This is a genomic window from Streptomyces sp. NBC_01261 (assembly GCF_036226385.1).
Classification (GTDB): domain Bacteria; phylum Actinomycetota; class Actinomycetes; order Streptomycetales; family Streptomycetaceae; genus Streptomyces.
Genome location: NZ_CP108463.1, coordinates 5,899,429 through 5,911,265 on the forward strand (window position 1 = coordinate 5,899,429; position 11,837 = coordinate 5,911,265).

An 11,837-nucleotide genomic window follows, 5' to 3' on the forward strand; every position below is an offset into this window, starting at 1 on the left:
ACGTCCTGAGCCGGTCCTCCGACGTCGGCATACGTCAGTTCTGGTGGACGACGTTCCGCCCCGGCCCGCCCGACAGGACGTCCGTGCCCGCGCCGCCCCACAGGGTGTCGTTGCCGGAGTTGCCGTAGATCGTGTCGGCGCCCGCGTCGCCGTGGAGGACGTCGTTGCCCGTGCCGCCGTAGATGAAGTCGTTCCCGGAACCGCCGTGGATCCTGTCGTTCCCGGTGCCTCCGGTCAGGCTCTGGGCGCCCGCGCCACCGGTGATGACGTCGTTGCCGGCCCCGCCGTCGGCCGCGTCGCCCACGGTGGTGATCGTGTCGTTGCCGTTGCCGCCCTGGGCGATGGTGCCCGCGGCGGCCTTGAGGGTGTCGTCGCCGTCGTCGCCCCAGCCCACCGAGTACGCGCCCAGGGTGAGGGTGTCGTTGCCGGTGCCGCCCGCGATGTAGTCGCCGTCGACGCCGCCGTCGTCGGTGGCCTTGTCGTTGCCGGCGCCCAGGTCGACCGAGGCGAAGTTGTAGGTCTGGTCGGTCCTGTTGTGGTAGGCGAGGGTGTCGTCGCCGTTGCCGAGCGTCAACTGCAGGGTGGGGTACGGGTCTTGGCTGTCCAGGGTGGTGACCGTGCAGAGGACCTTGGTGTGGTCCGAAGCGCTGGGATACGTGCAGCCCGTGCCCGCCTTGACGGTGACCACGTCGTCGATGAGATACGTGATCTTCTCGGTGCCGGTCACCCTGGTCGCGGTGACGGCCACCTTGTTGGCCTGGCCCGCGGCGGCCGTGTAAACGACCTCCTGGCCACCGGAGTTGAGCGCGGCGGTGGCCGGTGCCGTGGCCGCGTCCGCCGTCCCGGCGAGGAACAGCGGGGCGGCCAGCGCGGTGCCGAGCGCGAGTGTCAGCGCCGAGGCGGAACGCGGCGTACGGCGACGGCAGGAACGAGAGGACATCGCACAACCTCCGTGGAGCGTAAGGGGAGTTGACGGAAATCGAGGTGCCCGAAACCGGTGGGTCCGGATCCCGGCACAGCGTCTGACCGCCCCTCCGCTTCCTTGGTTGTGCGTCCTTACACTCGGGTGCCGTATCCCCGTGAAGTGTCAGCCGTGATTCAGCGCGAGTTCACGAACTGGCCCGCCGATCCACCACAACCATCGCTACGGGCGCGCCAGTTCGGTCGCGTCGCGGCGGAACGCCCACCGCAACTCCGGTTCCATGGCGAAGCGGAAGACCCGCCGCACGGGCGGGGTGCACAGCGCGGTCACGACGACGGCGGCGACCACGGTCACCGTGACCTCGCCGAGGGGGCCCCGCATCCACGAAGGGTCGTACCAGCCCCAGGACTTGGCGCCCTGCGCGACGAACCCGTGCAGCAGATAGCCGTAGAGGGTGCCCGCGCCCAGGGCGGTGAACCAGGTGCGGCGGCGCGGCACCCAGGCGAGGAAGCAGGCGACCAGGAGCGTCGAGCAGGCGAACAGGGCCAGCGTCATGAGCGGCCCTTCCCAGTCGGGCGCGCCGAGTTGCTCCGCGCTCGCGTTGTGGAACAGCCAGGCGTAGTCGAAGCGCGGCACCGACCAGTACGCCGCCGCGAGCGCGACGACGAACACCGGCACCGCCAACTGCCGTACCTCCGGCCGTCGTACGAGCTGGAAGTGCTCCGGCTTCAGACACAGCCCGAGCACGAAGTACGGCAGGAACTGCAACACCCGTTGCAGATCGAGGTCGTTGCCGATGGAGGGGGAGAGCGTCGCCAGCATCGCGATGACCAGCGCCACCGGCAGCGGCCGGCGTACGTGCTTCCAGATCGGCGTGGTCAGCCGCCAGACGAGGAGCGCCGCGAGGAACCACGTCAGATACAGCGGGTCCAACAGGCTGATGGCGCGGTCGGGTTGGTGGTCCGTCCAGCGGGTGTAGAGCGTGTACGCCGTCTCGAACACGACGTACGGTACGACAACTCCCCCCAGCAGCCGCCTGATCTGCGACGGGGTCGCCCGGAAGCTGCGCGAGAAGTACCCGGAGACCACGATGAACGCCGGCATGTGCACGGCGTACACCAGCGTGTACAACGCGGTGACGCTACGGCTGCTCGACCGCAGCGGCTCCCAGGAGTGGCCGATCGCGACCAGCACGATCGCCAGGTACTTGGCGTTGTCGAAGAAGGGGTCGCGTTGCTTTCCGGGTGCGCGCTCCGACGCGGTGGGCTCCGCCGCGGGGGCGGTGGGGCTGGGGGACGGCCCGGTACGACCGTGGGCCGGGGTGGAGCCGGGGCTCCCGGCGGAGGCGGCGGAGGCGGTGGGAGAAGCACGCATCCGTCTCGCCTCACCGCTCCGAGGTGGTTCAAACATCCCGCACGCCTCTTTTTTCTCACCCTCTTCTCGCCCTCTCCTCGCCGGGAGGCCGAGGACACCGCCGACGTGACCACTTGGGCGGCCGGCCCTACCTGGCGGTCAGGAACCGACCGCCAGGACCTGGCGGTCAGGAACCGCCCGCCAGGACCGGACGGTCAGGGCGGAGCCGCTGGTCAGCCCTCCTTGGGACCCGCCTGCTGCACGACCTCGAACGTCCACAGCGTCGAGTCCGTCGCGGCGGGCCTCGGCCGCTCGCCCTGCGGGGCACCCTCGGCAGCCGCTCCCTGGGGCCCGCCCCGGTGCGCGGCCTGCCCCATCCCCGACATCCAGTTCTGGAAGTCCTCCTCCGCGCGCCAGCGCGTGTAGACGAGGTAGGTGTCGGTGCCCTCGACGGGGCGGAGCAGCTCGAACCACTCGAAGCCGTCCGAGCCGTCCACCGTCCCGGCCCGGTGCGCGAAGCGCTTCTCCAGGGTCTCGCGCTGCTCTTCGGGGACGGTGAGTACGTTGATCTTGACGATGCTCATGAGCCCATTCTTCAACAGGCGGAGCCTCAAGGCCGTAGGCCCTCCCGGAAGGTCCGCCGGTACGCCTCCGGCGGCACCCCCAGCACCCGGTTGAAGTGCCGCCGCAACGTCGCCCCGCTGCCCAACCCACAACTCGCGGCGACCTGGTCGATCCCGTGGTCGGTCCGTTCGAGCAACTCCTGGGCGCGGTTGACCCGTTGGACGAGGAGCCACTGGAGGGGGCTGGTGCCGGTGACCGCGTGGAAGTGGCGGGTGAGGTTGCGCGGGCTCATCGCCGCGTGCCGGGCGAGGTCGGTGACCGTGAGCGGTTGGTCGAGGCGGGCCGTCGCCCAGGACAGCAGTTCCGTGAGGGCGTGTTCCGTGCCGTGGTGCGTGCCGTGCGACACCGGTGCCGGGATGAACTGGGCCTGCCCGCCCAGCCGGTGGGGCGGTACGACCAGTGTGCGGGCGAGCGTGTTCGCCACCGCAGCGCCATGGTCGGTGCGTACGACGTGCAGGCACAGGTCCATCGCCGCCGACTTGCCCGCCGAGGTGAGCACGGTGCCCTCGTCGACGTAGAGCACGTCGGGTTCGACCTGGACCTCGGGATGGCGGGCGGCCAGGACGTCGGTGTGGGCCCAGTGGGTGGTGGCGCGGCGCCCGTCCAGCAGTCCGGCGGCGGCCAGCACGAAGGCACCCGTGCAGAGCGAGACGATCCGGGCGCCGGCCTCGTGGGCATTCCTGACTGCCTCTACCAGTGCGGGTGTTGGCTCCTCGTCCACGTCGTGGCAGGCCGGGACGATGACCGTGTCGGCGGTGGCGAGCGCGTCGAGGCCGTGGCGGGTGTCCGCCCGCAGCCAGCCCCCGACCCCGGCTGCGGCCGGACCGCACACGGTCAGCTCGTACCAGGGCTCGGCGATATCCCGGTCCACGCCGAACACCTCGTAGGCGGAGGCCAGTTCGAAGAGCGGGGTGCCGTCCGCGACGGCCAGGGCCACCCTGTGACCGGCCGGCTTGTCGTCTGTACCCATGTCCGAAACTGTACGGGCATCGTCATTCCAGCCACTGGAGCGCGGAGCGCCCGACCGCCACCCTTGATCCATGCCCACGGATCACCGCACCCAGCCGAGCACCACCCCCGCAACTCCCTTCCACGTCACAGTCATTGGCGCCTACGGCCACACCGGCCGCTTCGTCGTCGCGGAACTCCGGCGTCGTGGTCTCGTCCCGATCCTGTCCGGGCGCGACCCTCGACGACTCGCCGCGCTGGGGGAGTCGTACCCGGACCTGGAGACCCGCCCGGCCACGGTCGACGACCCCGCCTCCCTCGACCGCGCCCTCGCCGGTGCGGCAGCGGTGATCAACTGCGCGGGCCCGTTCGCCTCGACGGCGGCCCCGGTGATCGACGCGGCACTGCGCGCGGGAGTGCCGTATCTCGATGTCACGGCCGAGACGGAGGTGGTGCTCGACACGATCGCCGCCTACGGCGACCGTGCTCGCGAGGCCGGTGGCCTGGTCGTCCCGGCGGTGGCGTTCTACGGCGGTCTCGGCGACCTCCTCGCGACGGCGGCGATCGGCGACTGGAAGACCGTAGACGTAGACGTAGACGTAGACGTAGACGGGCATGGGCATGGGCACGGGCACGGGCACGGACACGGACACGGACACGCGGACAGGATCAGCATCGCCTATGCCCTCAGCGACTGGCGCCCCACCGACGGCACGCGCGTCACGGGCCAGGTGTCGTCGGGCCGTCGCTCCGGCGGCCGCATCCTCTACGCGGACGGTCGTCTCCAGACCCGGGCCGGTGACGCACCCCGCGCCGAGTGGACGTTCCCGGACCCCATCGGAACCCGGCCCGTGGTCGGCGAGTTCACGATGGCCGACAGTGCGACCATCCCAACTCACCTCTCCGTACCGGACATTGACACCTGCATGACGGTGTCCGCCGTGGAGGACCTGCGCTCCGCCGACACGTCCGGGCCCGTCGCCGTGGACGACTCCGGCCGTTCCGCGCAGACCTTCCTCGTCGAGGTCGTGGCGACGCGCGACGGGGAGACCCGCCGTGCCGTCGCCTCCGGCCAGGACATCTACGCGGTCACCGCACCCCTCGTCGTGGAGGCGACCCGCCGCGTGCTCGCCGACCCGCACCGGCCGTCCGGGGTGGTCACCGCCGGTGCCCTCGCGGACGCGCGCGGCTTCCTCAGCGCGCTGGCGCCGGGGCACTTGACGCTCGACTTCACGAACTGACAGGACCCCGGGGGCGGTTGTGCGTCGAACGGCCGCCTCCAACCGCCCTCTTTCGGGTGATCTGCGAGCCACATAACAGACGTAACGTTTCCTCACTTCGCTCGCTGAGCTGCGCTTTTGCGGAAATCGGGCCGAAACTGGTCACGTGTTCGAATCGCGTCACGGCCCCGCCCCGATCTTGATCCGATCTACAGTCATGGCGCTCGTCCAAGATCACTTCCCCATCGAGGCGTGTGTGACCTTCCGACTGCCCAGCGCAGCCCCGCTCTTGAGAACGCCGCAGACGGCCGTCCTTGAGGGCATCGCCGGTTTCGTCCCCCCGGACGCGGTGCCGAACCACGCCCTGCCCGCCGCGTGGGACGTCGACGACGCCTGGGTCCGCCGACGCACCGGCATCGGCGAACGCCGCCGCGCGGCACCGGGCGTGACCACCGGCGACCTCGCGCTGGAGGCGGCCGGCCGCGCGCTCGCGGTCGCCGGCGGACCCCTGGTCGACGCCGTGATCGTCGCCACCTCCACCCCCGACCGGCCGATGCCCGCCATGGCACCCCGACTGGTCACCCGCCTCGGCCTCGGCGAGATCGCCGCGTGGGACGTCTCCGCCGCGTGCAGCGGTTTCGTCTACGGCCTCGCCGCCGCCGTCGGCGCCCTGACCTCGGGGTGTGCCGACCGGGTCCTGCTGGTCGCGGCCGAGGTGTACTCGACGCTGCTGGACCCGCAGGATCGTTCCGCCGGAATCGTGTTCGGCGACGGCGCGGGGGCGGTGGTCCTACGGCGCGGTGAGCGCGACGAGCCGGGTGCCGTGCTGGCGCTGGACCTCGGCGGCGACGGTTCGGGCGAGGAGCTGATCCAGGTGCCCGGCGGTGGCGCGCGGGAGCGTGCCCGGCCCGGTGAATTCGGCCCGGGCGACCGTTACTTCCGTATGCGGGGGCGGGAGGTGTTCCAGCATGCGGTGACCCGTATGACCCAGTCCGCCCATGCCGTGCTCAAGCGCGCGGGCTGGGCGGTCGAGGATGTGGACCGGTTCTGCGCCCATCAGGCGAACGCCCGCATCCTGTCCGCCGTCGGCGACCGCATCCCGGTACCCGGCGAACGGCACGTCACCAACATCGCGCGCGTCGGCAACACCGGCGCCGCGTCCATCCCGTTGGCCCTGGCCGACGCCGCCGCGCGGGGTGAACTCCGCGCGGGCGAAAGGGTGTTGCTGACCGCGTTCGGCGCCGGACTCACCTGGGGCTCGGCGTCCCTGATGTGGCCGGAGCTACCGACCGTGCCGCACATCGACACGACCGACGCGAATGCCGGGGCCGTACCCGTCGCCGACCTGGCCGTAGCCGCTGCCAATCCGGCCGTACCCGTTGCCGATCCGGCCGTAGCCGCTGCCGATCCGGCCGTACCCGTTGCCGACCTGGCCGTAGCCGCTGCCGATCCGGCCGTACCCGTTGCCGACCTGGCCGTAGCCGCTGCCGATCCGGCCGTACCCGTTGCCGACCTGGCCGTAGCCGCTGCCGATCCGGCCGTAGCCGCCGCTGACCTGGCCGTAGCCGCTGCCGATCCGGCCGTACCCGTTGCCGACCTGGCCGTAGCCGCTGCCAATCCGGCCGTAGCCGCCGCTGACCCGGCCGTAGCCGCTGCCGACCCGGCCGTACCCGCTGCCAATCCGGCCGCATCCGCTGCCAATCCGGCCGCACCCGTCGCCGACCTGGCCGTACCCGTTGCCGACCTGGCCGTACCCGCCGCAGACCCGGTCGTACCCGCCGCAGACCCGGCCGTACCCGCCGCCGACCCGGCCGTACCCGCCGCCGACCCGGCCGTACCCGCTGCCGCCGACCCGGCCCTGCGGACCCAGATCGCTTGAGACCCGCCCTGCTTGAGACCCACCTCGCGTGAGACCCACCCCGCCTGAGATCAGCTGTGCCTGAGACCGACCTCACCTGAGACCCGCCCTCGCTGAGACCCAACCCGCTTGAGCCCGCACCTGCCTGAGCCCAACCCCGCCCGTCCCCGAACGTGCCCGTCCATCGGCGTCTGCCCTGCAAAAAACAGGTCGGATGCCTCGGTTCCGGAACTCCACTCGCCCCTGAGCCCCGCCCTCTCGTAGCTCCCCTCACTCCCCAGCTCTCCTCACCCCGAAGTACCCCCGCTCGCCCCGTCGAAAGGACCCCCATGTCCCCCGCCCAGACCGCCGTGACCGCCGTACTCACCGAGAAGTTCGAGGTCAGTGCCGAGAGCATCCGGCCGGAGGCCACCCTGGAGAGCCTCGATCTCGACTCGCTCGCGCTGGCCGAACTCGCTCTGGCGCTCCAGGAGCAGCTCGGGGTTCCGGTCGCGGAGGAAGAGGCCGCCAAGCACAGCACCGTGGGTGAGCTCGTCGCCGCGCTGAACGCCAAGCGGGAGCGATGAAGGCTGCGTCCGCGCCCGTGTCCGTCACCGGCCTGGGGCTCATCACCCCGGCCGGGGTCGGCCGCGAGGAGACCTGGAAGGGGGTCCTCGGCGGGCGGTCCGCCGGTGCCACGGACCCCGAACTCAAGGGCTGCGCGGTGGACTTGTCCTGCCGCATCCCGCTGATGACCCCGGAGCAGGCCCGGATCGGCGGCGGCAAGGCCTGGCGCATGGGCCGGTTCAGTCAGCTCGCCGTGCTCGCGGCGCGCGAGGCCGTCGCCGACGCCGGGCTCGACCCGGCCGGGTGGGACGGGGCGCGGGTCGCCGTGGTGATCGGTTCCGGGCTGGCCGGGGCCGCGCATCTGGAGGACCAGACGGTCCGCCATCACCAGGGCGGTCCCGAGCTGGTGTCGCCCGCGCTCGTGCCCATGCTGATCCCCAACATGGCTGCCGGGGAAGTGTCGTTGGACCTCGGTGCCCATGGTCCGTCCCTGGCGACCGAGACCGCGTGCGCTTCCGGGGCCAGCGCGCTGGCTGTCGCGCGGGGGCTGCTGCTCACCGGGCTGTGCGACATCGCGGTGGCGGGCGGCACGGAGGCGGCCGTCACCCCGGTGATCACGTCCGGCTTCCAGCGGATGGGCGCGCTGTCGTCCCGGGTCGACGAACCCGGCCTGGCCTCACGGCCGTTCGCGGCGGACCGGGACGGGTTCGTGATCTCCGAGGGCGCCGCGATCCTCGTCCTGGAACGGGAGGCGGACGCCCGCGCCCGTGGCCAGCGACGGTACGCCCGTCTCGCGGGCGCCGGTCAGACCTCCGACGCACATCACCCGACCGCCCCTGCCCCGGGGGGAGTTCACGCCGAGGCCGCGCTGCGGTCGGCGCTCGCGGAGGCGGGGCTCGGGCCTGCGGACGTCGATCACGTCAACGCGCACGGGACCTCGACCCCGCTCAACGACCTGACCGAGGCGGAGTTGATCGCGCGGGTGCTGCCGCATCGGCCAAGTGTCACCGCCGCCAAGGGAGTTCTGGGTCACAGTCTCGGCGCGGCCGGTGCGATCGAGGCGGCGCTCACCGCCCTGACCGTGCACCGGTCCACCGTCCCGCCGATCGCCAACCTCACCCCGGACAACCTCCCCTTCGACCTCGACTGCGTCACGGGCACGCCCCGCGAACAGCGCGTCCGGGCCGCCGTCAGCCACTCCTTCGGGTTCGGCGGGCACAACGTGGTGCTGCTCCTCACCGCCGAGGACTGAGCCGGACCGAAGAGAAGCCGGACCGAAGGGAAGCCGGACCGAAGGGAAGCCGGACCGAGGGAAGCCGGACCGCATCGAGGAGGGACCCATGACCGTTCACAGCAGCATCGTTCACGCCACCGTCCACATCCCCGAGGGACGCCAGACCGTGGCCGCCGTGGAGGACCGGTTCCGGGCGGGCAGCCCCGCCGTACCCCTCGCGCGCGGGGTGCTCCAGCGCATGTACGGGCTGGCCGAGCGCACCGTGGCCGACGACCTGGAGCAGCCCTCCGACCTGGCCGCGCACGCGGCCCGGCGCCTGTTCGAGGACACCGGCACCGAACCGGGCGACGTCGACCTGCTCCTCTACGCCGGCATCCTCGCCGACATGGAGGAGCCGGCCACCGCCCACGTCGTCGCCGACAAACTCGGCCTGGGCTGCCCGGTGTTCGACCTGAAGAACGCCTGCAACGGAGTCCTCAACGCGCTGGAGGTCGCCGACGCGTTCATCCGGAGCGGGCAGTACCGGCGGGTGCTGGTGACCACGGCGGAGGTCAGCACCCGGGAGAGCCGCTGGCAACTGGACGACCCCGCCGAGCTGTTGACCGCGCTGCCCAGCCTCAGCACCGGCGACATGGGCTCGGCCCTGCTGGTGGCGGCGGGTGACCGGCCCGGCATCCTCGGCTCCCGGTTCTTCGCCAACTCCTGGGGCTGGCGCGCGGCGACCCTGCCCAACCCGTACGCGCAGCACCGCACACTCGGCCATCTCCGCATCGACGCGGCTCAGTTGGTGGGGTCGTTCGAGGGGCTGCCGGGCAAAGTACGGGGCGCGCTGCGGGAGTTGGGCGTTGCGGGCGACGACCTCGACCTGGTCTGTGTGCACCAGCCGTCGGTGCCGTTCACCAAGGTCGTCTGCGACTGGGTGGGTGTGGACCCGGGCCGCGTCCTGGCCACCTTCCCCACCCACGGCAACGTGGCGACCAACACCATCCCTCTCCAGCTCGCCGCCGCCCTGGACAGCGGCCGTCTCCAACGCGGCGACCTGGTGGGCATGTTCGGCTTCGCGAGCGGGGCGAGTGCGGGGCTGGTCGTGTGCCGCTGGTGACCGCCACCGGCTTCCCACGACAACTCGCCAGCCCCCGAGACCGTACGAACGTGAAGGCACCATGACCCCGACCCGCACCCCCCACACCCCCCGCATTCCACCCCTTCCACCCGCCCAATGGCCCCCGGTCCTACGGTCGTTGCTCGCCGACTCCCGGCAGGACGGTCCCGGCCGGGAGAACCTGTTCGGTACCCTTGCCCACCATCCCGTCCTCGCCCACGCCTGGCTGTCCCTCGCCCGGGTCCTCACCCACGAGGGCACCCTCGGCCACCGCAGACGCGAGTTGATCGTGTTGCGGGTCGCGCACAGTCTCGACGCGCCCTACGTCCAGGGTCGGCACCGCACACGGGCCGAGGACGCGGGACTGACGGACGTGGAGATCGACGCGACGGCGGTCGACCTGGCCTTCCACCCCTGGCAGCCGGAGGACCGGGCCCTTCTGGAGGCGGCGGACCTGCTGGCCGTCAACTCCTCCATCCCCGAAGGACTTTGGGACCGGCTCGCCCGCGTTCTCAACCCCGAGCAACTCGTCGAACTCCTGGTCCTGGCCGGCCAGACGGCCACCATGTGTACGACGCTCAACACCCTCCGCACTCCCTCCGACCGGCGGCCCTCGCTCACGGTGCTCCTGGAACGGGACCGCTGTTGCAGCGCGGGTCAGTGCGTCGGCGTGGCGCCCGAGGTGTTCGAGCAGGACGAGTCGGACGGCCGGGTCGCGCTGCTCGTACCGGAGCCGGACGCGCGGTACGCCGACGAGGTGCGCTTCGCCGCCGACCTGTGCCCCAGCGGGGCCATCACGCTCGTCGACCACGAGGAGACAGCCCACCCGTGACCGCCACGACGCTCACCGTCCCCGCCCTCAACCTCCCGGCGCCCTACGGCGGTTGCCCCTTCTCCCCGCCTCCCGCCTACACCGCCGCCGCCCGCGAGGCCGCCGTCACCCGTGCCGCGCTGCCGGACGGCACCGCGTGCTGGCTGGTCACCGGGTACGACGAGGTACGGGCCGTGCTGGCCGACGCCCGGTTCAGCGCCGACGCGCGCACACCGGGGTTCCCGTTCCTGTCCGCCGGGCAGTGTGAACTGGCCACCGCCAAGCCGAGTTTCATCCGCATGGACGACCCCGAGCACGCCCGGCTGCGCCGGATGGTCACCAAGGACTTCCTGGTCAAGCGGGTCGAGGAACTGCGCCCGGGCATCCAGGACATCGTCGACCGGGCCGTGGACCGCATGACCGAGGGTCGCACCTCGGCCGACCTGGTGGCGGACTTCGCGCTGCCGGTCCCGTCGCTGGTCATCTGCCTGATGCTGGGGGTGCCGTACGAGGACCACGACCTGTTCCAGTCGCTCAGCCGGACTCTCCTCGACAACCGCACCACCCGCCCGGAGGCGGAGCGGGCCCACACTCAACTCACGGGCTATCTGGCGGAGTTGGCGGAGCGCAAGCGTCGGGAGCCCGCTGACGACATCCTCAGCCGGCTCGCCGCCCGCGAGGACCTGACCGACCAGGAGACGGCCTCGCTCGGCTTTCTGCTCCTGGTCACCGGGCACGAGTCCACCGCGAACATGACGGCCGTCAGCGTGCTCACCCTGCTGCGTCGCCCCGGCCAGGCGGAACTCCTGCGCGCGCAGCCGGAGTTGGTGCGCGGTGCCGTAGAAGAACTGCTGCGCCACCTCACGATCATCCACCTCGGTCTCGGCCGGGCGGCCACCGAGACCGTGCGGGTGGGCGAGGTGACGATCCCGGCGGGCGAGGGCGTGATCTGCATGCTGTCCACCGCCAACCGCGACGAGCGGCTCTTCGCGTCCGGCGCCGACTTCGACCTCACCCGCGACGCCCGCCGCCATGTCGCCTTCGGCTACGGCATCCACCAGTGCCTGGGCCAGACCCTGGCGCGCGTGGAACTCCAGATCATCCTCACGACCCTGCTGCGCCGCCTGCCCGCCCTGCGCCTCGCCGTGCCCGCGGATCAACTCACCTACAACCAGGACGCCATCGTGTACGGGCTGCGGGAACTCCCGGTGACCTGGGC

General features: G+C 71.9%; 9 protein-coding genes and 2 pseudogenes. 7 read left to right on the plus strand and 4 right to left on the minus strand.

Going from position 1 to position 11,837, the window contains the following annotated elements; translation table 11 throughout:
- Positions 1–34: 34 nt before the first annotated feature.
- The 4 genes from OG226_RS26045 to OG226_RS26060 form a co-directional block, all read right to left on the minus strand.
- On the minus strand, positions 35–940 hold the full coding sequence (locus OG226_RS26045) for a calcium-binding protein (protein WP_328681121.1): 906 nt from the start codon (positions 938–940) through the stop codon (positions 35–37).
- A 204-nt stretch (positions 941–1,144) separates the two neighbouring features.
- A complete protein-coding gene (locus OG226_RS26050) occupies positions 1,145–2,296 on the minus strand; it encodes an acyltransferase family protein (RefSeq protein ID WP_328681119.1) in 1,152 nt (383 codons plus the stop codon).
- A gap of 212 nt (positions 2,297–2,508) precedes the next feature.
- Entirely contained in the window at positions 2,509–2,859 is a 351-nt protein-coding gene (locus OG226_RS26055; protein WP_328681116.1) for an antibiotic biosynthesis monooxygenase family protein, read from the minus strand.
- Positions 2,860–2,885: 26 nt separating this feature from the next.
- Positions 2,886–3,869 (minus strand): helix-turn-helix domain-containing protein, encoded by a 984-nt coding sequence (locus OG226_RS26060; RefSeq protein WP_328681114.1) that lies wholly within the window; start codon positions 3,867–3,869, stop codon positions 2,886–2,888.
- Between the two features lie 70 nt (positions 3,870–3,939).
- On the opposite strand from OG226_RS26060, the gene OG226_RS26065 reads away from it, so the two are divergent.
- The 7 genes and pseudogenes from OG226_RS26065 to OG226_RS26095 form a co-directional block, all read left to right on the plus strand.
- On the plus strand, positions 3,940–5,088 hold the full coding sequence (locus tag OG226_RS26065) for a saccharopine dehydrogenase family protein (protein ID WP_329350178.1): 1,149 nt from the start codon (positions 3,940–3,942) through the stop codon (positions 5,086–5,088).
- Between the two features lie 235 nt (positions 5,089–5,323).
- Positions 5,324–6,382: pseudogene (locus tag OG226_RS26070) on the plus strand (beta-ketoacyl-ACP synthase III); the annotation flags it as partial.
- Between the two features lie 872 nt (positions 6,383–7,254).
- Positions 7,255–7,491: a phosphopantetheine-binding protein gene (locus OG226_RS26075; protein ID WP_033284078.1), complete on the plus strand. Its 237-nt coding sequence runs from the start codon at positions 7,255–7,257 to the stop codon at positions 7,489–7,491.
- Positions 7,488–8,723: a beta-ketoacyl-[acyl-carrier-protein] synthase family protein gene (locus OG226_RS26080; RefSeq protein ID WP_329350180.1), complete on the plus strand. Its 1,236-nt coding sequence runs from the start codon at positions 7,488–7,490 to the stop codon at positions 8,721–8,723. Before OG226_RS26075 ends, OG226_RS26080 begins: the two co-directional genes overlap by 4 nt.
- Before the next feature lie 88 nt (positions 8,724–8,811).
- Positions 8,812–9,807 carry a 3-oxoacyl-ACP synthase III family protein gene (locus OG226_RS26085; RefSeq protein WP_328681107.1) on the plus strand — a complete coding sequence of 332 codons (996 nt, stop codon included), beginning with the start codon at positions 8,812–8,814 and terminating at the stop codon, positions 9,805–9,807.
- A gap of 61 nt (positions 9,808–9,868) precedes the next feature.
- Complete coding sequence (locus OG226_RS26090; RefSeq protein WP_328681105.1) at positions 9,869–10,639, plus strand: carboxymuconolactone decarboxylase family protein; 771 nt, start codon at positions 9,869–9,871, stop codon at positions 10,637–10,639.
- Positions 10,636–11,835: pseudogene (locus OG226_RS26095) on the plus strand (cytochrome P450); the annotation flags it as partial. The gene OG226_RS26090 and the pseudogene OG226_RS26095, both read left to right, overlap by 4 nt.
- Between the last annotated feature and the right edge of the window lie 2 nt (positions 11,836–11,837).

Bases quoted from the DNA above. Each gene is read 5' to 3' on its own strand.
- OG226_RS26045 (WP_328681121.1), bottom strand. From the start codon at position 940: ATGTCCTCTCGTTCCTGCCGTCGCCGTACGCCGCGTTCCGCCTCGGCG.
- OG226_RS26050 (WP_328681119.1), bottom strand. From the start codon at position 2,296: ATGCGTGCTTCTCCCACCGCCTCCGCCGCCTCCGCCGGGAGCCCCGGC.
- OG226_RS26055 (WP_328681116.1), bottom strand. From the start codon at position 2,859: ATGAGCATCGTCAAGATCAACGTACTCACCGTCCCCGAAGAGCAGCGC.
- OG226_RS26060 (WP_328681114.1), bottom strand. From the start codon at position 3,869: ATGGGTACAGACGACAAGCCGGCCGGTCACAGGGTGGCCCTGGCCGTC.
- OG226_RS26065 (WP_329350178.1), top strand. From the start codon at position 3,940: ATGCCCACGGATCACCGCACCCAGCCGAGCACCACCCCCGCAACTCCC.
- OG226_RS26075 (WP_033284078.1), top strand. From the start codon at position 7,255: ATGTCCCCCGCCCAGACCGCCGTGACCGCCGTACTCACCGAGAAGTTC.
- OG226_RS26080 (WP_329350180.1), top strand. From the start codon at position 7,488: ATGAAGGCTGCGTCCGCGCCCGTGTCCGTCACCGGCCTGGGGCTCATC.
- OG226_RS26085 (WP_328681107.1), top strand. From the start codon at position 8,812: ATGACCGTTCACAGCAGCATCGTTCACGCCACCGTCCACATCCCCGAG.
- OG226_RS26090 (WP_328681105.1), top strand. From the start codon at position 9,869: ATGACCCCGACCCGCACCCCCCACACCCCCCGCATTCCACCCCTTCCA.